Here is a 23,739-nt window from a genome sequence, read left to right as displayed (position 1 = left end):
TCATTTGATAACATTTGTTATCACTTGATCATCAATATACGCCCCCTGCTGATAATTGCAAGTGGCGTTTGATGCTTTTTTTTATCATTCGGTCAACAAATGATTCGCTATCACTTGAAAGAGCTCATTGCAGATAAGGAATTCGCTGAGAAGCGGAGAATAACTATTGGGGAAATCGCCAAGGAGACGGGCATCAACCGGATGACGCTATCCAAAATCATCAACCATCCTGGCCACAGCACGGTGACGGACAATTTGGACAAACTGTGCAACTATTTCAGTTGCGATATCGACCAGTTGATTACGCACATCAAAGACCAGCGCCAGGCTGAAGATGTCGGTGAATACTCTGGGGACGGGAAAGAGGACTAAGCGGTAGGCAACGCAGGATCGTTCCTTCGTGCCCCGAATTGCCTTACGGTCAAATTCAATAGGAGCCTGAAAAACCCTTTCCCGAAGATGGCACGGTTAGGGCACGCTCAGGGCACGGAGAAAATTCTGGCGACAGAAACGAAAAAAGGCAGACCAGTAAGTAACTGATCTGCCTTTCTTAAATATGGTAGCGGGGGCAGGATTCGAACCTACGACCTTCGGGTTATGAGCCCGACGAGCTACCAGACTGCTCCACCCCGCATCAACGTGCGCGTATACTAAGGAACTGGTGACGGCCTGTCAATCCTTATTTTCGAAGAGGTCTGAAGGATACAGCAGTTCACCAGCCGGATTTGTGTCGATCATGCCAACCGCCTTAATTGCCTCCTGCACGGGCCGGAATGAACGCCGGTGCTGGCTTGTGGCACCCAGTCTGGCGAGTGCTTCCAGGTGTACTGGCGTGGAATAGCCCTTGTGGCTGGCGAATCCGTAGTGAGGATAGGCTTCATGGAGCACAACCATTTCCCGGTCGCGGGTTACCTTGGCGAGTATGGAGGCAGCGCTGATAGCTTGCACGCGGCTATCGCCTTTGATGACCGGCTCCGATGGCCAGTGCCAGTCCGGGCAGCAATTGCCATCCACCAGTACGTATTCGGGTTTTATATGCAGCCCGGCCACCGCCCGCTCCATCGCCACCATGGTGGCGCGATAAATATTCAGGCGGTCAATTTCCTCGGCTTCACAACGGCCCAGGCTCCAGGCGATGGCCCGCTCGATAATCAGTTCGTACAATGCCTCACGGCGCTCCGCGGTCAGCTCTTTGGAATCTGCCAGGCCGGGTATCGGTTTTTCCGGATCCAGTATCACTGCCGCTGTCACCACAGCGCCCACCAGCGGGCCGCGGCCGACTTCATCCACACCGGCCAGCAGCCGGCCCTGATAGCGACATTCGAAAGCTGGTAGCGGGCTTTTGCTCATGCTCATGGCTGCTTACCTTCAATGAGTGCTGAAACGGCTGCTGCAGCCTGTTCGTCGGCATTCTGCCTTAACTGCTCATGCAACCGGGAGAAGGCCTCCGTAAGACGGGCGCGCTCGGTTACGTTTTCGAGGCGCTCGAGAACGGCCTCGCCCAGGGTCTCTGCAGTAGCCTCGTCCTGCAACAGTTCCGGTACCAGGGGCTCCCGCGCCAGCAGGTTGGGCAGCGCTACATGGGGAACCTTTACCAGCCGCGATACCAGCGCGTAACTGAAACTGCTCAGCCGGTAACCCACTACCATGGGCTTTTTCAGCAACATGGCTTCCAGGGTTGCCGTTCCGGAAGCTAACAGGACTACATCCGAGGACGCCATCACTTCCCGCGAGCGCCCCCTTACAATGGTTACCTCAAGCTTCACATCCAGCGCTTCCACCAGGGCGCGAACCTGAATTTCCCGCTCCCGGTTGACACACGGAATCACCAGCTGCAGATCGGGGCGTTTGCCCTGCATCCAGCGCGCCGCCTCGAGAAACAGGGTGCCAAGACGTTCCACCTCGCCTCCCCTGCTTCCGGGCAGGATGGCCAGCACCGGCGCGTCTTCGCGAAGACCCAGCGCCTGGCGGGCAGCGGTGGTATCCGGGGTCATCGGAATACGGTCTGCCAGGGGATGGCCCACAAAGGCCACGGGTATATTGTGTTCTTCGTAAAAACGCGCCTCAAAGGGAAACAGCGTCAACATGAGATTGACAGATCTGGCAATCTTGAAGATGCGTTTCTGGCGCCAGGCCCAGACCGACGGGCTGACATAGTGAGCAGTGAGCATGCCGGCGTCACGGCAGCGCCGCTCAATGCCCAGCGTGAAATCCGGGGAATCGATACCAATCACCACGTCCGGTGGTGTTGCCAGCAGATAGTCCATCAATCGGGCACGAATGCTGAACAGCTCACGGATGCGGCCAAGCACTTCCACCAGTCCCATCACGGAAAGCCTTTCCATGGGCACCAGCGAATGGAAGCCTTCTGCCGTCATTTCCTCACCGCCAATGCCTACGAACCGTGCGTTGGGGTACCGCTGCCGCAGTGATCGGATCAGGCCTGCGCCAAGGATATCGCCAGAGGCTTCTCCGGCCACCATGGCAAAGGTTACTTTGCGGTCACTGACAGCAGGAATGTCGGTAGGATCCGTCACCGGGGTCGCCACTCGCTGATCAGCGGATAATGCCGCGGTCTGCACCACGAAGGGATTCAATCAACGGCTGCACTTCGGGGATATCCGAATAGGCTTTTTCCAGTTCCACAACGGCCTGTTCGGTTGTCAGGCCCTGGCGATAGATAACCTTGTAGGCGCGACGAAGTACCAGCAGAACCTCCTTGCTGAAGCCACGGCGCCGCAACCCTTCCACATTCATACCGAATGGCTGGGCTGACTGGCCACTTGCCATGATGTAGGCAGGAATATCTTTGAGAACGATGCTTCCGCCGGCACTCATGCTGTGGGTACCGATGTGGCAGAACTGATGGACCATGGTGCCACCACCCAGGATGGCAAAGTCGCCCACGGACACATGGCCCGCCAGTGTGGCGCAGTTAGCCAGTATGGTGTTGTTTCCGATGACACAGTCGTGGGCGACGTGAACGTACGCCATCAACAGATTGCCGTTGCCGATGCTGGTTTCGCCCCGGTCCTGAACTGTGCCCCGGTGAATGGTGCAACTCTCACGGATTGTGTTGTCGTTGCCAATAAGGAGCGTGGTGGGCTCGCCCGCATACTTCTTGTCCTGGCATTCCTCGCCCACACTGGAGAACTGGAAGATGCGGTTATTGCGACCAATCCTGGTGGGGCCCTTGATCACTACATGGGACATGATCTCGGTGCCTTCACCGATCTCCACGTCCGGGCCGATATAGCTCCACGGACCAACAGTTACGTTGTCAGCCAATTTGGCCGACGGATCCACGATCGCCTGAGGATGGACTCCCGACCATTCTTTTGTCGCCATCAGACTTCTCTCTCAGCGGTCAGTATTTCTGCCACACAGACGACTTCGTCATCTACCAGTGCGCGGCACTCGAATTTGTAGATTCCACGTTTGCCGGAGATCATCCGGGACTCCAGGCTCAGCCTGTCACCCGGCACAACCGGGCGCTTGAAGCGCGCTTTACTGGAACCGGCCAGATATTGTACCACGCCATCTGACGGCTTCCGGCCCACCGTCAGAAAACCGAGAATGCCCGAGAGTTGCGCCATGGCTTCAATAATAAGCACGCCCGGCATAATGGGATTGTTCGGGAAGTGGCCGTTAAAAAAGGGCTCGTTCAGGGAAATGTTCTTGTATCCCTTGATAAACTCCCCCTTCTCTGCCTCCGTCACCCGGTCAACCAGCAAAAACGGGTAGCGGTGTGGCAGGTATTCCATAATTTCTTTGATGGTCATAATCATCAGTAACGGCCTCAGCCTTCTATTTTCTTTTCCAGTTCTTTTAGCCGACGCGCCATGGCATCAAGCTGACGAAAACGCACGGCATTCTTGCGCCACTGCCGGTTACTGTCGGCGCTGGTCCCCGACGAATAAACACCGGCCTCCCGGATATCGCCAGTAACCAGTGTCATGCCGGTCAGATGTACCTGATCGGCAATCGTAAGATGTCCAGCCACCCCGGAAGCGCCGCCAAAGACGCAGTGGCTACCAATATGGGTGCTGCCGGCGATACCTACCATTGCCGCCATGGCGCTGTGATCACCAATGCTGACGTTATGTGCAATCTGAATGAGGTTGTCGAGTTTTACACCATTGCCAATCAACGTGTCATCAAGCGCACCGCGATCGATGGTGGTGTTCGCGCCTACTTCTACATCGTCGCCCAGGACGACTCTGCCAAGCTGTGCGATCCGGTGCCAGGTACCTTTTTCATTGGCAAATCCGAAGCCGTCCGACCCGATAACAGCGCCACTCAGAATGTGGCAGCGCTTGCCCAGCACAATGTCGTGGGCCAGGGTCACCCGGGGACGCAGCACTGAACGTTCGCCAATGTTGCAACGGGCGCCAATGATACAGCCGGCACCGACTACCACGTTGTTACCAATAACAGCTCCGGCCTCGACAACCGCCTGGGGTCCGATACTGGCGCTTTCTGAAACCTCCGCAGAAGGGTCCACTACTGCAGAGTCATGGACACCGGGCTGCGGAACGGGTGCAGGGTCGAACCAATGGCTCAGGCGAGCATAGCCAAGATACGGATTGTCCAGCAACAGGGCGTTGGCAGTGCACTGATCGGCGACGGACGGGGAGACAATGACCGCAGAGGCCCGGGTATCTGCAAGATAGCGGGCGTAGGAGGGATTGGCCAGGAAAGCTATCTCGCCGGGAGCCGCCGCCTGAAGCGTGGCCAGGCCGCCAATTTCAGCATCGGGATTGCCCCTGAGTTCCGCCCCAAGCTCGGAGGCAATATCGCCCAGCCGGTATGAACGCTTTGTCATTATCAGCTCCACAAGGTTTTTCCGGGCTGGCCATCATCCGGCCGCCATTATCAGCGGTTCAGCTTCTCCAGGAGTTCGTCTGTCAGGTTCATGTCGGGCTTGGCATACACAACGGCCTCACTGGGCAGAATCAGGTCGAGGTCGTGCTCTTCCAGCAACTCCTTGACGGCTGCGTCCACTTCCGGACGGGCATCCTCCAGAAACTGCTGTTTGCGGCTTGCCACTGTGGAATCCAGGCGCTGCTTGAGGAAATTGAACTCCTTGACCTTTTCCTGGAATTCGGTGGTTATTTTACTACGCTCTGACTCGTTCATCATCGCGCCGTCTTTCTCGAGACGTTCTTTCAGTTTGCGGGCGGTATCCTGGGCTTCCCTGACCCTTGCTTCCTCACCGGCAAAATCCTGCTGCATCTTCTCACTGAATGCTCTCGCATCGCTGGAGGAGAACAGCGCCTGGCGCAAATCAACCACCCCCACCCGGGTTTCAGCCGCCACCGGGGTGGACGCCATCAGTGCCGCCAAAAGTACTGCCATGGACAATCGGAACATGTTGTTTCTCCTGTGTTTCGGTTTTACCGGGTTTCCGTTCGCTCTCTGATCAGAATGTCTGGCCCAGAGAGAACTGGAATATCTGGGTATCGTCGCCACTCTTGTCATTCAGAGGCTTGGCAAGGCTGAAGGCCAGCGGGCCAACTGCTGTGATCCACTGGAAGCCTATACCGGCTGACAGCCGCACTTCATCCAGTGCCGGATCGAAGTTCCGGTCAGCGTCAAACACCTGCCCTGCATCCAGGAAGAATGCCGTTCTCATTGAACGGGTATCGCCGGCAAATGGCGTAGGGAAGATCAGTTCAAGGCTACCCTCTGTCAGCAGGCTACCACCGAACGGATCCGGATCGGAAAAGTCGTTGGGCGCATTGGTGGCCTTCGGCCCCAGGGAGTTTGCCTCGTAACCACGCACCGAGCCATAACCGCCGGCAAAGAAGTGCTCGTAGAACGGCATCACGGTGCGCCCGCTGTAACCGTCACCATAGCCGATCTCTGAACGCGCCCGGAAGACCCAGGTCTGGTTCTCATTGAACGGCTGGTAGAACTCGGTTCTCTGATTCACTTTATAGAACGTCAGATCGCTGCCGGGCACGGCGATATCGGTGGACAGAGACACACTGTAGCCATCGCTTGGCAGAACGCCCCGGTTCAGCGTACTGCGACGCCAGGAACCAAACAGGAAGTAATTGTTGAAGTCGTTACCCTCTTCTTCGATGAAGGTGCGCACTTCCTCGGAGGTAAACGAACCTGCCTTGACCTTGGAAAGGGTGTAACCAAGGCCGAAGTTAAGCCGGGTAACGTTATCGGTCGGGTAGCCGAAGGTGAGCCGGCCACCATACTCGTCGAGCAGGTAGGATGAAATATCCTGCTCTTCAAAGTCCGTTTCACGGGCGAATACGCTAAAGCCCCGGCTTACGCCGTCGACAGTGTAATACGGGTCCTGATAGGAGAAGTTGGCGCTCTTGATGGAATCACTGACGTTGACGCCGAAGGATACCCGCTTGCCAGTGCCAAAGAAGTTATTCTCCGAGACGTTGGCGCCAAGGATAACACCCGAAGCCTGGGAGAAACCCACCGACGCGGAGAGACTGCCGGTTGCCTGCTCTCTTACCGAGTAGTTCACATCCACCAAGTCATCGGTGCCGGGAACCGGTACCGTCTCAACGTCCACGGTTTCAAAGAAGCCGAGCCGCTCGAGCCGGGTTTTTGAAAACTCGATTCTGTCTGTGGACGCAACGCCGCCTTCCATCTGGGTCATTTCCTGGCGCAGTACATCGTCTCTTGTGGAAACGTTGCCGTCGAAATTGATGCGCCTGACGTATGCCCGCTTGCCGGGCTCCACAAAGAAGGTCACGGATGCGGTGTCGTCCTGACCCGGCTCAGGCACGGCATTGACGTTGGCAAAGGCGTAACCCTCCCGGCCAAGGCGCCGGGACAGCGATTCGGAAATGGCAATCATACGTGAACGGGAAAACACATCGCCTTCTTCGATGGGAATAAGCGCTCGCAGTTCTTCTTCGTCAACGATGAGTTCGCCCCGCAGATTGACCTCGGAAACTGTGTACTGGGCGCCCTCGTTCAGCGAGATGGCAATGAACACCTGCTTCTTGTCCGGTGAAATGGATACCTGGCTGGATTCGACATTGAAGTCGATATAGCCCCGGTCAAGGTAGAAAGAACGCAGGGATTCCAGGTCGCCACTCAGGCGCTCACGGGCGTACTTGTCGGAATTGGTGATAGAGTTCCACCAGCTGGAGGTTCTCAGCTCGAACAGGTCCAGCAGGGTTTCATCGTCGAAGGCTTCATTGCCGACGATATTGAGATGCTGGATCGCCGCCACGGTGCCTTCATTAATATCCAGCCGGATAGCAACGCGGTTTCGCGGAAGATCTTCAGCAGTTGCCTTCACGCGGGCATTGTAACGCCCCTGGCTGATGTAAGACCGCAGAATCTCCAGCTCAAGCCGTTCCAGGGTAGCCCGGCGGAACACCTGGCCTTCCTGCAGCCCGGCACTGGCCAGCGCATCCATCAGCATGTCGGTTTCAATGTTCTTGTTACCTTCGATATCAATGGAGGTAATCGATGGCCGTTCCTTGACGGTGAGGATAAGCACGCCATCGTCTCGGCTGGCCTCGATATCGGTAAACAGCCCGGTGCGAAACAGGTCCTTGATGGCCGATGCCAACTCGGTTTCATCAACCGGTTCGCCGATTGATACAGGGAAAGCGGAGAATACCGTTCCTGCGGACACCCTCTGAAGGCCTTCCACTTCGATGTCGGATACAGTGAATTCATCAGCCAGAGCCGGTTTCATGGCGGAAGTGGCTAATGCCAAGCCTACAGCTAAACCCAGAAAAGAACGTCTCATTCAATAATTTCGCCTGTTGATGCGCGTAAGGGTTCGCAATTCTCACAACCGCATCAGGTCGTTGTAAAGTGCAAACACCATTAATGTGAGGATCATCGCCATACCTATACGTAATCCAAAAGCCTGCGCCTGTTCGGAAAGCGGCTTTTTACGGACGGCTTCGATGGTGTAATAGACAATATGCCCACCATCCAGAACCGGTACCGGCAACAGATTCAGCACCCCGAGGCTGACACTGAGGTAGGCAAGAAAACGTACAAAATCTTCAAAGCCGGAACTTACACTGGCTTCGGCTATCCTTGCAATGGTAATCGGGCCACTAAGGTTAGTGGGAGAAAGCAGCCCGGTCACCATTTTTTTGATGGCAACCAGGGTCAGTCTGGTGTCACCCCAGGTTTCGGACATGGCATTGGGAATCGCCGCCAGGGGGCCGTAACTGACATCCCGCAGCACCTCATCGGGCCAGGTCACCTCACTGACACCGGCGCCGACAAGCCCTGTCACGGTTCCGTCCTCCGCCCTGTTTTCCGCAGGTGTCACTTCGATACGCTGGGTGCTGCCATCGCGCTCTACCGTGAACTCCAGAGTCTCCCCGGGGGCGTCACGAATAAACGAAACCAGCTCGAACCAGTCAGACACCGGCTCGCCATCTACAGCAACCACGCGATCTCCGGACTCCAAGCCTGCGGCGTCAGCCCTTCCCCCGCTAACAATCTCTCCCAGTACAGGTGGCACATCCGGCCGCCAGGGCGTGACGCCGAACTCAGCCAGCGGATTGGGGTTTTCATCATTGAGACGCCAGCCCTCAAGAGAGCCGGTCAACGTGCCCCGGCTGCCGTCCCTTGAGACATCGACGGTTATCTCTCCGGCCTCACCGGTGCGCTCGAGAAGACGCATGTTTACATCACGCCAGGATGTTACCGGACGACCGTCAACTTCGTGGATTTCCATACCAGACGCGAGCCCGACGCGATCAGCGACACTGCCTTCGTTAACCTCGCCAACGATGGGCGCCACCGTGGTAAAACCAACAACGCTGAGCAGCCAGTAGGCAAAAATGGCAAAAAGAAAATTGGCTATCGGCCCTGCCGCGGCGATGGCGATGCGTTTTGAAGGCGGTTTCGAGTTGAAGGCCAGGTGCTTCTGGTCCTCAGGTACCGGCCCTTCCCGCTCGTCCAGCATTTTTACATAGCCGCCAAGCGGAATGGCTGCCACCGCAAACTCAGTGCCCTGGCGGTCGTACCAGGAGTACAGTGGCTTGCCGAAACCCACCGAAAAACGCAGCACCTTTACTCCACAGCGCCGGGCGACCCAGAAGTGCCCGAACTCATGAAGGGTTACCAGGATGCCCAGCGTCAGTATCAGCGCCAGGATGGTTTCAACTATCTGCATAGTGTTCTCTGTTAATGTTGATCAGCCCCCCAGTCGAGCCCGCCCGTGTCAGACAGCCTGCCCGGGAATCTGTTCCCGGGCCCGGGAGCGTGCTTCCGCATCTTTGGCGAAAATGGTGTCGAAACTGTCTGCTGGCACAACCTCGGTCGCGGCCAGGGTTCGCTCAATGATAGAGGGAATATCGGCAAAACACAGTTTACCCGCAAGAAAGGCCGTTACTGCCTCTTCGTTCGCTGCATTCAGCACCGCCGGTGCGGTCCCCCCCTGCTGGAAAGCCTCGGCGGCGAGCCGGAGACAGGGGAAGCGTTGAAGGTCTGGCCTCTCGAAATTGAACTGCCCGATACGAAAAAGGTCCAGCGGCGCCACTCCGGCATCTATTCGCTCGGGCCAGGCCAGGCCATTGGCAATCGGAGTGCGCATGTCGGGACTACCAAGCTGGGCAAGCACAGAGCCATCGGCGTATTCCACCATGGAGTGGATGATACTCTCCGGATGCACATGCACTTCGATCATTTCCGGCGTGGTATTGAACAGCCAGCACGCCTCAATCAGCTCCAGCCCTTTGTTCATCAGTGTTGCGGAGTCCACCGAAATTTTCCGACCCATGGACCAGTTGGGGTGTGCACAGGCCTCTGCCGGCAATACATGACGGAGTGCCTCGGCAGAATGGTTGCGGAAAGGGCCGCCCGAGGCCGTTAACAGAATGCGCGTGATGCCCGCACTGCCTGTATTGCGGATCTTGTCGGGGGGCATGCACTGGAAAATGGCATTGTGCTCGCTGTCGATCGGCAACACTTCTGCACCGGACTCAGCAACGGCATCCATGAACAACTTGCCGGACATCACCAGCGCTTCCTTGTTAGCCAGCAACACACGCTTGCCGGCCCGCACAGCCGCCAGGGTGGGCGGCAGGCCCGCAGCGCCAACAATGGCCGCCATTACCGTGTCTGCTTCGGCATCCGCAGCGACCTGGCCGAGCGCCTCGGCGCCACTGAGAACGGTTACTGATGGCAGGCTGGAAAGCGCCGAGGCCAGCGCCCGGGCGGCCTCTGCATCCGCCATCACCGCATAACGCGGGCGAAATTCGTGGCACAGTCTGGCCATATTCTCAACACTGGAGCAGGCGGTGAGAGCATGCACTGAAAACCGATCCGGGTGGCGGCGGACAACGTCAAGCGTACTGAGGCCTATAGAGCCAGTTGCACCCAGTATCGTTATGCATCGCTTCACAGGGGTCACCATTGCCCGGCTGTCAGCCAGCCAAGAAGCGTAACCATCAGTGCGAATACCGGAATCGCCGCCGTCAGGCTGTCGATTCTGTCCATTATTCCACCATGGCCCGGCAACAGCTGACTGCTGTCCTTGATGCCGCGGAAGCGCTTGAGCATGCTTTCCAGCAAATCACCCAGTACTGAAACGGCTCCGGTGATCAGGCTGGCAATAACCAGCAGCAGGGACTGCACCGCCGTTGCCGAAGCCAACATGCTGATAATGAGCGCAAACGCGGCAACCGCTGCCAGGCCACCCCAGACTCCTGCCCAGGATTTGCCTGGACTGACCCGTGGCGCAAGCTTGGCCTTGCCGAATGCGCGGCCAGCAAAGTAAGCACCAATATCCGCTACCCACACCACACAGAAGACATAAAGAATCAGCAGGAGGTTGTTGTCGCTATCACCAAACTCGAAGCCGCCGGTACGGATATGGTTAAGCCCGACCCAGGCGGGAACCAGCACCAGCAACCCCATAATGGCTCGGCCGGGCACACTACCCCAGCGTTCGGCGCCTGCCGGATAGCTTCGCACCATCAGAAAACACAGAATCCACCACAAAAGCGCCAGCCAGAGCACAGCCACAGCCGGCACGTTCAACAGGCCATAAAGTACGGCGGCAACCACCAGGGCATAGGCAGCGCGGGCCGCAGGAGCCACCAGGCCGGACATGTTGGCCCACTCCCAGGCACCAATGGTAATGATGGCGCCGGTAAACAGGGCAAAGCCCAGAGGCGGCAGGAAGAAAATGCCGCCAATGGCAATAGGTGCCAGTATGAGCGCGGTAATAATACGGGTTTTAAGCACGGTATCGTTCGCTATCTTGTCGTTATTGTTCCGACGAAACACCTGCGATCTGGTCATCTGTCTGACCAAACCGGCGTTTTCGGCCCGCATACGCCTGCAGCGCCTGGCTCATTTCCTGTTCACGGAAGTCCGGCCAGTAAACAGGAGAAAAGTACAACTCGGTGTAAGCCAGGTGCCAGAGCATGAAATTGCTGATGCGCTGCTCGCCTGCCGTCCGGATCATCAGATCCGGCATGGGCAGATCGCCGATGGAGAGATGCTGCTGTATCAGGTCGTCGGTGATGTCCGAAGGTGCCAGCTCGCCCGTTCGCACCTTCTCTGCCACCTTGCGGGTGGCCTGGGTGATGTCCCAGTGGCCACCGTAGTTTGCGGCTATAACAAGGGTCATCCGGGTGTTGTCGCAGGTCAGTTCTTCCGCGCGGGCCATCTGTTCCTGAAGGTTCGCGCTGAATGCCGTGCGATCACCGATAATGCGCAGGCAGATATCATTGCGGTGAAGCTTTTTCACTTCCCGTTCCAGAGCAAACAGGAACAGGCGCATCAGGGCCGACACTTCTTCTGCCGGCCGGCGCCAGTTCTCACTGGAGAACGCAAAAAGGGTCAGCACCTCTACCCCCTCCCGGGCACAGGTTTCCACCACCGACCTGACTGCCTTGACACCCGCCTTATGGCCTGACACCCCACTCAACCGCCTGGCTTTGGCCCAGCGGTTGTTCCCATCCATGATGATAGCCACATGCCGGGGCCGGCTGCCAGCCGACACCGGAATCTCTGCGGATACACTTTCCGTCATGCAATCCCCTGTTCAGACAACACCCGGGACACCCGCGGGCATTGGCTGATCACGTTGCTGAAATTGACCGGCTGCTCAGACAGCCATCAGATCCTCTTCCTTGGCCTTTAGCTGCTTCTCGATCTCGGCGATATAACGGTCGGTCAATTTCTGGATTTCTTCCTCGCCGTAACGTTCTTCGTCTTCGTTGATGTCCTTGTCCTTCAGCAGCTCTTTGAGCGTACTATTGGCATCACGACGCGCGTTGCGAACGGAAACCTTGGCGTGTTCAGCGTCGGCCCTGGCCTGCTTGACCATGTCCTTGCGGGTTTCCTCGGTCAGCATCGGCATGGGAATCCGGATAACTTCGCCGTTGTTGGAAGGGTTCAGCCCCAGATCCGCCATCATGATGGCTTTTTCGATCTTGCCTAACAGCGGCTTCTCCCAGGGCGACACAGCCAGGGTGCGGTTGTCTTCCACGTTGACACTCGCCACCTGTTTCAGCGGTGTCTCCTGGCCGTAATAGTCCACGGTTACGCTATCCAGAATGGAGGGATGCGCGCGCCCGGTACGGATCTTGTTGAAAGCCCAGTTCAGCGACTCCAGGCTTTTCTTCATCTTCTTTTCGGTATCGGCTTTAATATCGTCAATCACTGCAACGTCCTCGGATTCGTTGTTCAAAATTACTCAATCAGATCATTCAATCAATGTGCCTTCCGATTCTCCGGTTACAATCCGGGTCAGTGCGCCGGCCCGGTTCATATCGAAGACCCGAAGGGGCATGCCATGGTCCCGGGCAAGGCAGATAGCGGTCAGGTCCATCACTCCCAGTTTCTTGTCCAGCACTTCATCGTAAGTGAGGTGCTCGTACTTTTCTGCCGTCGGGTCCTTGTAGGGGTCTGCGGAATAAACGCCATCAACCTTGGTGGCTTTCAGCACTGCATCGGCCTCGATCTCGATACCCCTCAGGCAAGCCGCTGAATCTGTTGTAAAAAACGGATTACCCGTACCCGCACAGAAGATCACGACGTCGCCGTCTTTGAGATCACGCACGGCACGGCGGCGGTCATAATGTTCAACAATACCACTCATCGGGATGGCAGACATAACCCGCGTACGAATGTTGGAGCGTTCAAGCGCATCACGCATGGCCAGGCCGTTCATCACCGTTGCCAGCATGCCCATGTGATCGCCCGTCACCCTGTCCATGCCGGCAGCGTTCAGAGCAGCCCCACGGAACAGGTTACCACCACCAATCACCAGGGCCACCTGGACACCGATACCGATCAGGGAACCAATATCCAGCGCCATCCGGTCAAGCACTTTGGGGTCAATACCAAAACCGTGGTCGCCCACCAGGGCTTCACCACTGAGCTTGAGAAGAACGCGCTTATATCTGGGCTGGGTATTGGACGATTTCGGCATGAGGATCCCCTTCTTTATGTCTGGCGTGGTGTCTGGCAGGACAGGCTTTTCAGGCTGGCATCTGACATACCCCTTAAAAAAAGGGGCATCTCAGATACAAGCCCGCCACGAGAGCCGGACTACTCCAGCTAACGTGGCAGACTCGAGCGGTGCGTCGGCATGCGCTTCAGCACCTGTCAAAAGGATCAGGACTTGCCGGTGCCCGCTGCAGCAGCGACCTCGGCAGCGAAGTCCACTTCTTCCTTTTCAATACCTTCGCCGACTTCCAGACGAACAAAACTGGCCAGATCAGCGCCGTTGTCCTTGATCAGCTGACCGACAGTCTGGTCAGGATTCTTGACGAACGGTTGCTCGACCAGGCTGTTTTCCGCCAGGAACTTCTTGATGCGGCCGCCCATCATCTTCTCGATGATTTCAGCAGGCTTGCCTTCCATATCCGGCTGGGCCTTGATAACGGCTTTTTCTTTCTCGAGCTCATCGGCCGGCATGTCTTCCGGCTTGCCAACCCGCGGGTTAACAGCGGCAACGTGCATGGCGATATCGCGGGCCACTTCAGGATCACCGGCGCTCAGGGCGACAACCGCGGCGATCTTGTTGTTGCTGTGAACGTAGGCACCGACAACCGGGCCCTCAACGCGCACGATGCGACGAACGGTGATGTTCTCGCCGATCTTCTGAACCAGCGCTTCACGCTTGGCTTCCAGGTCGCCTTCCATCAGCTTGGCAACGTCGGTTTCGCCTTTTTCGAAAGCAACATCCAGAACTTCGTTGGCGAAGTTCATGAAGTTGTCGTCGCGGGCAACAAAGTCGGTTTCAGAGTTCACTTCCAGGATGTAAGCGACAGTGCTGTCGTCAGACACCCGGATCAGGGAAACACCCTCAGCGGCGGTACGGCCCGCCTTCTTGGCAGCCTTCAGGCCTGAAGACTTACGCAGTTCTTCAATAGCGGCATCAACGCTTCCGTCAGCCTCTACCAGAGCCTTCTTGCATTCCATCATGCCAAGGCCGGTGCGGTCACGGAGCTCTTTGACCATTGCAGCAGTAATTGCAGCCATGTTCATTCCTCTTAACTGTTCCAATCCAAATTCTGTACCGGTGTGCCCGGCGTTTTAAGCACGGGCACACCCTGCAAACCATTTACGAAGAACGTATTACTCCGCGGCGGGAGCAGCACCTTCCGTACCTTCGCTGACTTCAACAAACTCGTCAGCACCGGCAGCACCAGCCTGGGATGCTTCAAGGCAGGTGTCCGCAACGGCCTGCACGTAAATCTGGATCGCGCGGATGGCATCATCGTTACCCGGGATTACGTAATCAACGCCGTCCGGGTCGCTGTTGGTATCAACGACACCAATAACAGGAATGCCCAGCTTGTTGGCTTCCTTGATGGCGATACGCTCATGGTCCACATCGATCACGAACATGGCGTCCGGCAGGCCGCCCATGTCCTTGATGCCGCCGATGGAACGCTCGAGGCGGTCCATTTCGCGGGTGCGATCAAGGGCTTCTTTCTTCGTCAGCTTGTCGAAGGTACCGTCCTGGCTCTGGGCTTCCAGGTCACGATAGCGACGGATTGACTGACGGATAGTCTTGTAGTTGGTCAGCATGCCACCGAGCCAGCGATGGTTCACATAAGGCTGGTTGGAGCGGAGTGCTTCTTCCTTGATGATCTTGGCCGCTGCACGCTTGGTGCCAACGAACAGGATCTTGTTCCTGTTGCCTGCGAGGTTATGAACGAAGTTCAACGCATCGTTCATGGCAGGAACAGTCTGCTCAAGGTTGATGATATGAATCTTGTTACGGGCGCCGAAGATGAACTTCGACATTTTCGGGTTCCAGTAACGGGTCTGGTGACCGAAGTGGGCGCCTGCCTTCAGCAGGTCACGCATATTTACCTGAGCCATGATATTTACCTTTTTAGCTTCGGGTTAGTCCTCCACACGTCCGATTGACCCAACCTGGGCCCGTTGCCTGTTATGTGAGCAACGGAAGCAGGCACCCTGGGACAACGTGCCGACGTGTGTGCGAATTTGCCGGATTTGTTTCCGGCGGGCGCGTTTATACCACAAACCGACGGCCGGATTCCATTAATTTGTAGCGACGATATGGGGCCGGCAGTCGCCTCTTCCTTGTACCGGGCCACACTCCCCCTTAAAATGACTGTTTGATCCAAATCAACGGGAAACCCAATGCAGGTATCGATCAAGACTCCGGAACAAATCGAAAAGATGCGCGTCGCCGGCCGCCTCGCTGCCGACGTTCTCGAGATGATTGGAGAGCACATCAAACCCGGCGTAACCACCGAGGAACTCGACAACATCTGCCATGACTATATGGTCAACGAGCAGAAAACCATTCCGGCACCGCTGAACTATAAGGGTTTCCCGAAGTCGGTCTGCACCTCGGTGAACCATGTGGTCTGTCACGGCATCCCTTCCGAAAAGAAGGTGTTAAAGGACGGCGACATTCTCAACATTGATGTCACCGTTATTAAAGATGGCTGGCACGGCGACACCAGCAAAATGTTTATTGTCGGCAAACCCAAACCGGGAACCGAGCGCCTGATCCAGATTACCCAGGAGTGTCTGTATAAAGGTATCGAACTGGTGAAGCCGGGGGCGCGCCTCGGAGACATAGGCCACGTCATCCAGGAGCACGCCGAGAAGCACCGCTACTCAGTGGTCCGGGATTATTGCGGCCACGGTATCGGCCAGGTATTCCACGAAGACCCGCAGGTGATGCATTACGGCAAGCCGGGAACCGGTATGGAACTGCAGGAAGGTATGACTTTTACCATTGAACCGATGATCAATCAGGGCAAGTATCACACCAAGCTATTGCCGGATGGCTGGACGGTTGTCACCAAGGATCACAAACTCTCGGCACAATGGGAGCATACCATCCTGGTGACAGCAGACGGTCATGAGGTACTGACCAAACGCACGGAAGAGTCATTCTAGGTGGATCTCAGCGACCTCGAAGCCAGGATCAGAAACGATGCATCTCCCATCAGGGCAGCACGGGAACTGCTGAAGGAACGTTACACCGCCGATGCGGAAGCGTTTCGGCAGGGAGCTGATGTCCGCGCCCTGGTCCATTCCCGTTCGGGGACACTGGACACCGTTCTTGCCCTGATCTGGAACCGGTATGACTTTGCGGCCTCCCCGGATATTTCCCTGGTTGCAGTCGGCGGCTATGGCCGCGGGGAACTGCACCCCCACTCCGACATAGACCTGCTGATTCTCACCCGCAATGGCATAGAGGAAAACTGGCAGGAAGACCTGGGCGCTTTCGTTACCCTGCTGTGGGATCTGAAGCTGGACATCGGCCACAGTGTCCGCAGCATTGAAGAAAGCATGAATGCAGCCAGGCAAGACGTCACCATTCTGACTAATCTGCTGGAAACCCGCACCATCGCAGGCCCCGACGAACTGCGGGACAAACTCAGCCACCAGGTGTATTCCGACGCTATCAGTTCCGACCGCGACTATTTCATCGCCAAGCGCGAAGAACAGAAGCGCCGGCACGCGAAGTACGGGGACACCGAGTACAATCTTGAGCCCAATGTCAAAGGCTCCCCCGGAGCACTGCGCGACATACAGACCATCGGCTGGATTACCAAGCGGCATTTTGGCCTGCAGAATATCGCCGATCTGACACGTTTCAGCATACTGACCGAAGAAGAGCACCAGATTCTGCTGCAGGGGGAAACCTTCCTCTGGCGCCTGAGGTATGGCCTGCAACTGATCGCCGACCGCAACGAAAACCGCCTGCTGTTTGACCATCAGCGTGCCCTTGCCGAGATGCTCGGATACCGGGATGAAGGCAAGCGCCTTGGTGTCGAGCTGATGATGCAGTCCTATTACCGCACCGTGCTGGCCCTGGCCGAGCTGACCGATGTCATCCTGCAGTACTACGATGAGGCCATCCTTGGCTCGGGTAACGACGATGACATCCTGCCCCTGAACAAGCGCTTCCAGATTCGCAACTACTATATTGAGGCGGTCAACAACCAGGTCTTCGCCTACGCCCCCTACGCCATCATGGAAATCTTCGTGCTGATGGCGCAGCATCCGGAAATCAAGGGCATACGGGCCACCACCATTCGCTCGCTGCGGGCCCATCGGCATCTGATTGACGACGCCTTCCGCTCGGACCTGGCGGTCACCTCCCTGTTCATGGAGTTGCTGCGCACCCCGCACGCCCTTGACCAGACCCTGTCAGCGATGAAGAAATACAACGTGCTTGGCCGCTACCTGCCGGAGTTCGGCCAGATTATCGGTCAGATGCAGCACGACCTCTTCCACATCTACACCGTGGACGCCCATACCATGCGGGTCATCCGCAACATGGTGCGACTGGACAGCGCCGAGGCCCGCAATGATTACCCCCTGGCCTCGCGGCTTATCCATCGGTTGCCAAAACTGGAAACGCTGTATATAGCCGGCCTGTATCACGATGTAGCCAAGGGTCGTGGCGGCGACCATTCGGAACTGGGCGCCATTGATGTAGAGGATTTCTGCAAACGCCACCACCTCAGCGAACGGGACACTCAACTGGCTTCATGGCTGGTGGAGAATCACCTGTTGATGTCGATGACCGCTCAACGCAAGGACATTTCCGACCCGGACATCATTCACGGATTTGCACAGTCGGTCCCCAGCCAGATCCACCTGGATTACCTTTATGTGCTGACCGTGTGCGACATCAGCGCCACCAATCCGAAACTCTGGAATACCTGGCGTGCGTCGCTGCTGCGCCAGCTTTATATCGAAACCAAACGGGCACTCAGGCGCGGCTCGGAAACACCGGTTGACCGGCAGGAATGGGTGCGAGCCACCCAGTCCGAGGCGCGGGAAATTCTCCACGCCCAGAACATGACCGACGAGCAGATTGACGCCATCTGGGACACCCTGGACGAAGACTACTTCCTGCAGGATTCCACGGTGGATATCGCCTGGCAGACTGCCGCCATCATCCGCCATGGCGACAATCCTGATCCGCTGGTGCTGATCCGCGACACCCGCGGCGGGCCCACGGACGGCTATTCCCAGATCATCATCTACATGAGCGACCGTATCGACCTGTTCGCCGCCACCACTGCGGTGCTGGAACAGCTCAACCTCAACATCGTTGATGCCCGCATCAGTTCCAGCGAAGGTCCCTTCTCCATCAGTTCCTACATTGTGCTGGACGAGAAAGGCCAGCCGCTGGGCACTGACCCGGCCCGCAAGAACCGGGTACGCAGCCGCCTGATCGAGGAACTGGATGATCCGGAGGATTACCCGGACATCATCCATCGGCGCACCCCCAGGCAACTCAAGCACTTTGCCTTCCCCACCGAGGTGACGTTTTCCAACGACACCGTCAATCAGCGCACGGTGATAGAGGTTGTTACCCCGGACCGTCCGGGGTTGCTGGCGCGGGTCGGGCAGGTACTGCTGGAGCATCGCGTGCGCCTCACCAACGCCAAAATAGCCACCCTCGGCGAACGAGTGGAAGACGTCTTTTTTGTAACCGACGAGCATGGCGAGCAGATCCGAGATCCTGCTGTCTGCCAGGCTCTGCAGCAGGATCTTTGCCAAATGCTGGACGACACTCAATGAACCCGGACCTGGACAGACTCCACCCCTACCCGTTTGAAAAACTCACAAACCTGAAAGCGGGCATCGAGGTCCCACAAAACCTGAGCCCGATCTCATTGGGCATCGGCGAACCCAAGCATCCGTCCCCCGGATTCGTCAAACAGGTGATTGCAGATAACCTCGACAAGCTTGCCAATTATCCCACCACCAAAGGCACCGATGAACTGAGGCAGGCCATCGCCGGATGGGCTACCCGGCGCTTTGAACTGGCATCCGGAACATTGACTCCGCAGCACCACATCGTTCCGGTGAATGGCACCCGGGAAGGCATCTTCTCACTGGTCCAGTCAGTCGTCGATTCCAGCCGCCCCGCGACCGTGGTCAGCCCCAACCCGTTTTACCAGGTCTACGAAGGCGCCGCCTTCCTTGCCGGCGCAACGCCGCATTATCTGCCCTGCGATGCCGCCAACAGCTTCATACCGGACTTCGCCCAGGTGCCCGCTTCGGTATGGAAAGACTGCCAGATCCTGTTCCTGTGCTCGCCGGGCAACCCGAGTGGCTCGGTGATGCCCCGGGAAACCCTGACGCAGGTTATCGAACTGGCGGACAGGCACGACTTTATTATCGCCTCCGACGAGTGCTACTCCGAGCTCTACCCTGATGAAAGCCGGCCGCCGGAAGGGCTACTGCAGACCTGCGCCGCCATCGGCCGCAACGATTTTGCCCGCTGCATCGTATTCCACAGCCTGTCCAAGCGCAGCAACCTTCCCGGCCTGCGTTCCGGCTTCGTGGCCGGCGATGCAGAGATCCTGAAGGGCTACCTCAAGTACCGCACCTACCATGGCTGCGCCATGCCGATCCACAACCAGCTGGCCAGCATTGCCGCGTGGAACGATGAGGATCATGTGCGGGAAAACCGGGCCGCCTACCGCGCCAAGTTCGAAGCAGTGGTACCCATCCTGCGGCAAGTGATGAATGTGGACTTTCCCGACGCCGGTTTCTACCTCTGGCCGGAAGCCCCGATGGACGATGAAACCTTTGCACGGGAGCTGTCGGCCCAACAGAATGTACACGTTCTGCCCGGCCGTTACCTGTCCCGCACGGTGGATGGCCACAACCCCGGCGAGAACCGGGTACGGATGGCCCTGGTGGCTTCAATCGAGGAATGCGTGGAAGCCGCAAACCGCATTGTGACATTTGTAAAGGCGAACAAGGCATGAAGCTTTACGGCATCAGAAACTGCGACACCGTCAGGAAAGCCCGTAAATGGCTGGATGACGCTGGCATCGACTACAAGTTCCACGACTTCAGGAAAGACGGCCTGGACAGCGACCGGCTCAGCCACTGGGAGCAGTCAGTAGGCTGGGAACTGCTGCTGAACCGTCGCGGCACCACCTGGCGCAAACTTCCGGACGAGGTTCGTGATAATATTAGCGCCCAGTCCGCCCATCGCCTGATGCTGGATAATCCGTCCATCATCAAGCGACCCGTGGTTGAGCATGGCGACACGGTCAGCGTCGGCTTTGATGCCGACGGATGGGCCGAAAGATTCAAACACTGAAAACCAGGAGCACATCAATGAGTTTTGCATTCGGAATTGGTATCGGCACCCAGAACAAGCAGGGCGAGTGGCTGGAAGTGTTTTACCAGCAGCCGGTCATCACCCCCGATGACGGTCTCATCGAAGTGGCTCGTAACGTACTGGAATACCAGGGTGGCAATCACGCGGTACCGGCGACGTCCGATCAGCTCAAAGCGCTCTCCGACGGCCTGCGCCAGCTTGGCCAGATGGAACAGTCAACACTGGCAGGCAAGGCGGCAGACAGCCGTCGGCCGGTCGTGGTTACCCTGCTGGAAACCGACGAGACCGCTGCCAGCACTGCCGAGGTCTATCTCAAGCTCCATCTGATCTCCAGCCGCCAGGCCAGACCCCATGAGCTGAAGCTGGACGGCATCTTCGGTTTGCTACCCAACCTCGCCTGGACCAGCGAAGGCGCGGTGGACCTGAACGAACTGCCGGACCGCCAGCTCAAGGCGCGCATTGAAGGACGCACACTGGAAGTGAAATCCGTGGACAAGTTCCCGCAGATGACCGATTACGTGGTTCCAAAGGGCGTTCGCATCGCCGATACCGCCCGTGTTCGCCTGGGCGCCTATGTAGGCGAAGGCACCACGGTCATGCACGAAGGCTTTATCAACTTCAACGCCGGCACCGAGGGCACCAGCATGATCGAAGGCCGTATTTCCGCCGGCGTGATGATCGGCAAGGGCTCCGATCTGGGCGGCGGCTGCTCCACCATGGGCACGCTCTCCGGTGGCGGCAACATCATCATCTCCGTAGGTGAGAACTGCCTGATCGGCGCCAATGCCGGCATTGGCATCCCCCTGGGAGACCGCTGCAAGGTGGAAGCCGGCCTCTACATCACCGCCGGCACCAAGGTGGCACTGCTGGACGACAACAACAAGCTGGTTGAAGTCATCAAGGCGCGTGATCTTGCCAACAAACCGGACCTGCTGTTCCGCCGTAACAGCCAGACTGGTGCGGTTGAATGCAAAACCAACAAGACCGCCATTGAGCTGAACGACGAGCTGCATGCAAACAACTAATCCCCCTGCGCTTTCCCCGACCCTGGATCTGGCGATTGACCTGATCCGCCGGCCATCCGTTACCCCCGATGATGCCGGCTGCCAGGAGCTGATGATGTCGCGGCTTGCGGCCCTTGGCTTCAAGGGCGAGGCCCTGCGCTTTGGTGAGACCGACAATCTCTGGGCCCGCAAGGGCTCGGATGGCCCGCTGCTGGCGTTCGCGGGACACACAGATGTTGTCCCTACCGGCCCGGAGAAAAACTGGCGTCACCCGCCATTCGACGCGGTGATTGATGACGGTTATCTCCATGGCCGCGGCGCCGCCGATATGAAAGGCAGTCTGGCGGCATTCATCACCGCCTGCGAGCGTTTCGTGAACAGGTACCCGGACCACCGGGGTTCCATTGCCCTGCTGATCACCAGCGACGAGGAAGGCCCCGCGCGGGACGGTACCGTGAAAGTGGTGGAAACCCTGGAAGCCAGGCATGAGAAGATCGACTGGTGCCTGATTGGTGAGCCGTCCAGCACCCGCGAGGTGGGCGATGTCATCAAGAATGGGCGCAGGGGCTCACTCCATGGTTACCTGACCGTACACGGAACCCAGGGCCATGTGGCCTACCCCCATCTGGCGGAGAATCCGGTGCACACCGTTGCCCCTGCGCTGGATGCGCTGGCAAAGGAATTCTGGGATAACGGCAATGACTTCTTTCCGCCCACTACCTTCCAGATCACCAGAATCGAGGCCGGTACCGGCAGCAACATCATTCCGGGTGAATGTCTGGTGCACTTCAACTTCCGCTACTGCACGGAAAACACGGCGGAGAGCCTGGAAGAGCGTGTGGTGGCCATTCTGGATCGCCTTGAGCTGAAGTATGAGCTGCAGTGGCACCTGAGCGGCCGCCCCTTCCTCACGGACCGGGGCGCACTGGTCTCTGCGGCGCAAAGTGCCATCCGCACTGTCACGGGCCGGGAAGCCGAGCTGTCCACTTCCGGCGGCACCTCGGACGGGCGCTTCATTGCCCCGACGGGCGCCCAGGTTCTGGAGCTGGGCCCGCTCAACGCCACCATCCACAAGGTCAATGAATGCGTAAAGGCGACAGACCTGGATACATTGTCAGAAATTTACGAGCAGATCCTCATCGAGCTGCTGGCCTGATCAGTAGTGAGGAGGAGGGGTTTCGTCCTCCTCCTTCCTGATGTTTGACGACGACACTTCCTTGAGCTGCGTGTTCAGGTGCTTTTTCGCTTCCCAGAGCTCGCGGATATCCAGTTCCTGCCGCGCCACCTGCTCGCTCAGTGTCTGGATGACATCGTCCTGGAACGCCAGTCGGGTTTCCAGCTCATCCAGCCTGGTTTCTAGATCTTTATCGCTCATGTGCTCATGCCGCTTGGTCAGCGCTCCCTGTTATCTGGTATCATGCCGCTTTTGCCCGCCAGGGATCTCAGAGGCATGTTTGTGCCTCACAGAATCCTCGCGGTTTTCACCGACCGGAGACCCGATTTTACCCGATATCCGGTTTTTTATCGTTAGCGTTTGATTATTAATGGAGAAACTTAAGTCCATGCAAAACCCAGCAAAAGCGATCGTTCTTGCTCTCCTGGTCGCCATTCCGTCACCGTTTATCCTCGGCTTTCTGTTGGTGACTTTCACCCCGGAGCTCTTCCAGATTCTGTCACAGTCCGGCACCAGCGAAGTGGCAACCAATACGACGTTTGTATTGGGCAGCCCCCAGGGCATTGCCGCTTACATCATCACTGTTGTTCTTTTCGGCCTGGCAGGCTTTGTGACAGTGGCTCTGGCCGCCAAGAAACCATCAGAACTGAAGCCGCAGGCCCCCCGCAGCAGCGCCCCGCCGCGCCAGGCTGCTCCACGTCAACAGTCCCAACCCGATTACGATGACGAGGAAGATTTCGACGACACCACACCAGAGGGTGATGAAGAGGGCACCGTCAAATGGTTCAACGTCAAAAAAGGCTTTGGCTTTATCGTTCGCGAAAGTGGCGATGAAGTCTTTGTCCACTTCCGTGCAATTCGTGGCCGTGGCCGCCGCGTCCTGCGCCAGGGCCAGCGGGTCCGGTTCAGTGTTGTGGAGGCAGACAAGGGCCTCCAGGCAGACAACGTGTCGATCCTGAGCGACGAATGAACCGCAAGGCCTGGCAGTA

At 57.6% G+C, this 23,739-nt stretch carries 24 protein-coding genes and 1 tRNA gene; 8 read left to right on the top strand and 17 right to left on the bottom strand.

Annotation, left to right across the window (positions count from 1 at the left end):
* Positions 1–99: 99 nt before the first annotated feature.
* Positions 100–372: a helix-turn-helix domain-containing protein gene (locus DIT72_RS13955; RefSeq protein ID WP_135955853.1), complete on the top strand. Its 273-nt coding sequence runs from the start codon at positions 100–102 to the stop codon at positions 370–372.
* A gap of 185 nt (positions 373–557) precedes the next feature.
* On the opposite strand, the gene DIT72_RS13950 is transcribed toward DIT72_RS13955, so the two are convergent.
* From DIT72_RS13950 to rpsB, 16 genes are all read right to left on the bottom strand, one after another.
* Positions 558–634, bottom strand: a tRNA-Met gene (locus DIT72_RS13950).
* Between the two features lie 38 nt (positions 635–672).
* Positions 673–1,350 carry a ribonuclease HII gene (rnhB, locus tag DIT72_RS13945; RefSeq protein WP_135956010.1) on the bottom strand — a complete coding sequence of 226 codons (678 nt, stop codon included), beginning with the start codon at positions 1,348–1,350 and terminating at the stop codon, positions 673–675.
* Between the two features lie 2 nt (positions 1,351–1,352).
* Positions 1,353–2,537, bottom strand: a complete 1,185-nt coding sequence (gene lpxB / locus DIT72_RS13940) for a lipid-A-disaccharide synthase (protein ID WP_265937505.1) — start codon at positions 2,535–2,537, stop codon at positions 1,353–1,355.
* A 19-nt stretch (positions 2,538–2,556) separates the two neighbouring features.
* On the bottom strand, positions 2,557–3,348 hold the full coding sequence (gene lpxA / locus DIT72_RS13935) for an acyl-ACP--UDP-N-acetylglucosamine O-acyltransferase (protein WP_135955852.1): 792 nt from the start codon (positions 3,346–3,348) through the stop codon (positions 2,557–2,559).
* On the bottom strand, positions 3,348–3,785 hold the full coding sequence (gene fabZ, locus DIT72_RS13930) for a 3-hydroxyacyl-ACP dehydratase FabZ (protein WP_135956008.1): 438 nt from the start codon (positions 3,783–3,785) through the stop codon (positions 3,348–3,350). Before fabZ ends, lpxA begins: the two co-directional genes overlap by 1 nt.
* A 14-nt stretch (positions 3,786–3,799) precedes the next feature.
* Positions 3,800–4,825, bottom strand: coding sequence for a UDP-3-O-(3-hydroxymyristoyl)glucosamine N-acyltransferase (gene lpxD, locus DIT72_RS13925; RefSeq protein WP_135955851.1), 1,026 nt, complete (start codon positions 4,823–4,825; stop codon positions 3,800–3,802).
* A gap of 50 nt (positions 4,826–4,875) precedes the next feature.
* A complete protein-coding gene (locus tag DIT72_RS13920) occupies positions 4,876–5,373 on the bottom strand; it encodes an OmpH family outer membrane protein (RefSeq protein WP_135955850.1) in 498 nt (165 codons plus the stop codon).
* A 49-nt stretch (positions 5,374–5,422) separates the two neighbouring features.
* Complete coding sequence (gene bamA / locus DIT72_RS13915) at positions 5,423–7,741, bottom strand: outer membrane protein assembly factor BamA (protein ID WP_135955849.1); 2,319 nt, start codon at positions 7,739–7,741, stop codon at positions 5,423–5,425.
* A 42-nt stretch (positions 7,742–7,783) separates the two neighbouring features.
* On the bottom strand, positions 7,784–9,133 hold the full coding sequence (gene rseP, locus DIT72_RS13910) for an RIP metalloprotease RseP (RefSeq protein ID WP_135955848.1): 1,350 nt from the start codon (positions 9,131–9,133) through the stop codon (positions 7,784–7,786).
* Positions 9,134–9,181: 48 nt separating this feature from the next.
* A complete protein-coding gene (gene ispC, locus DIT72_RS13905; RefSeq protein ID WP_135955847.1) occupies positions 9,182–10,375 on the bottom strand; it encodes a 1-deoxy-D-xylulose-5-phosphate reductoisomerase in 1,194 nt (397 codons plus the stop codon).
* Positions 10,369–11,208 carry a phosphatidate cytidylyltransferase gene (locus DIT72_RS13900; RefSeq protein WP_135956007.1) on the bottom strand — a complete coding sequence of 280 codons (840 nt, stop codon included), beginning with the start codon at positions 11,206–11,208 and terminating at the stop codon, positions 10,369–10,371. Before DIT72_RS13900 ends, ispC begins: the two co-directional genes overlap by 7 nt.
* 22 nt (positions 11,209–11,230) lie before the next feature.
* Entirely contained in the window at positions 11,231–12,001 is a 771-nt protein-coding gene (uppS, locus tag DIT72_RS13895; RefSeq protein WP_135955846.1) for a polyprenyl diphosphate synthase, read from the bottom strand.
* Between the two features lie 75 nt (positions 12,002–12,076).
* Positions 12,077–12,634: a ribosome recycling factor gene (gene frr, locus DIT72_RS13890; protein WP_135955845.1), complete on the bottom strand. Its 558-nt coding sequence runs from the start codon at positions 12,632–12,634 to the stop codon at positions 12,077–12,079.
* 42 nt (positions 12,635–12,676) lie between these two features.
* Positions 12,677–13,405, bottom strand: coding sequence for a UMP kinase (gene pyrH, locus DIT72_RS13885; RefSeq protein WP_135955844.1), 729 nt, complete (start codon positions 13,403–13,405; stop codon positions 12,677–12,679).
* A gap of 185 nt (positions 13,406–13,590) precedes the next feature.
* Positions 13,591–14,460 carry a translation elongation factor Ts gene (gene tsf, locus DIT72_RS13880; RefSeq protein ID WP_135955843.1) on the bottom strand — a complete coding sequence of 290 codons (870 nt, stop codon included), beginning with the start codon at positions 14,458–14,460 and terminating at the stop codon, positions 13,591–13,593.
* A gap of 96 nt (positions 14,461–14,556) precedes the next feature.
* Positions 14,557–15,309 (bottom strand): 30S ribosomal protein S2, encoded by a 753-nt coding sequence (gene rpsB, locus DIT72_RS13875; protein ID WP_135955842.1) that lies wholly within the window; start codon positions 15,307–15,309, stop codon positions 14,557–14,559.
* Between the two features lie 285 nt (positions 15,310–15,594).
* Here rpsB and map point away from each other — a divergent pair, with 285 nt between their 5' ends.
* Genes map through dapE form a run of 6 tightly spaced genes read left to right on the top strand, consistent with a single transcriptional unit; the run spans position 15,595 to position 22,732 of the window.
* Complete coding sequence (gene map / locus DIT72_RS13870) at positions 15,595–16,365, top strand: type I methionyl aminopeptidase (protein WP_135955841.1); 771 nt, start codon at positions 15,595–15,597, stop codon at positions 16,363–16,365.
* Entirely contained in the window at positions 16,366–19,011 is a 2,646-nt protein-coding gene (locus tag DIT72_RS13865; RefSeq protein WP_135955840.1) for a [protein-PII] uridylyltransferase, read from the top strand.
* Complete coding sequence (gene dapC, locus DIT72_RS13860) at positions 19,008–20,210, top strand: succinyldiaminopimelate transaminase (RefSeq protein ID WP_135955839.1); 1,203 nt, start codon at positions 19,008–19,010, stop codon at positions 20,208–20,210. The genes DIT72_RS13865 and dapC overlap by 4 nt, the downstream gene beginning before the upstream one ends.
* Positions 20,207–20,551: an ArsC family reductase gene (locus tag DIT72_RS13855; protein ID WP_135955838.1), complete on the top strand. Its 345-nt coding sequence runs from the start codon at positions 20,207–20,209 to the stop codon at positions 20,549–20,551. The genes dapC and DIT72_RS13855 overlap by 4 nt, the downstream gene beginning before the upstream one ends.
* Positions 20,552–20,568: 17 nt before the next feature.
* A complete protein-coding gene (gene dapD, locus DIT72_RS13850; RefSeq protein ID WP_135955837.1) occupies positions 20,569–21,597 on the top strand; it encodes a 2,3,4,5-tetrahydropyridine-2,6-dicarboxylate N-succinyltransferase in 1,029 nt (342 codons plus the stop codon).
* The gene (dapE, locus tag DIT72_RS13845) at positions 21,584–22,732 is read left to right on the top strand and encodes a succinyl-diaminopimelate desuccinylase (RefSeq protein WP_135955836.1); all 1,149 of its coding nucleotides are present in this window, start codon (positions 21,584–21,586) and stop codon (positions 22,730–22,732) included. The genes dapD and dapE overlap by 14 nt, the downstream gene beginning before the upstream one ends.
* Here dapE and DIT72_RS13840 read toward each other — a convergent pair whose 3' ends face one another.
* Positions 22,733–22,951, bottom strand: coding sequence for a SlyX family protein (locus DIT72_RS13840; protein ID WP_135955835.1), 219 nt, complete (start codon positions 22,949–22,951; stop codon positions 22,733–22,735).
* A gap of 187 nt (positions 22,952–23,138) precedes the next feature.
* On the opposite strand from DIT72_RS13840, the gene DIT72_RS18525 reads away from it, so the two are divergent.
* The gene (locus DIT72_RS18525) at positions 23,139–23,720 is read left to right on the top strand and encodes a cold-shock protein (RefSeq protein ID WP_135955834.1); all 582 of its coding nucleotides are present in this window, start codon (positions 23,139–23,141) and stop codon (positions 23,718–23,720) included.
* Positions 23,721–23,739: the final 19 nt, after the last annotated feature.

The organism is Marinobacter orientalis (assembly GCF_004792665.1).
GTDB classification, from domain to species: domain Bacteria; phylum Pseudomonadota; class Gammaproteobacteria; order Pseudomonadales; family Oleiphilaceae; genus Marinobacter; species Marinobacter orientalis.
This window is presented reverse-complemented; position numbering and strand designations above follow the sequence as displayed.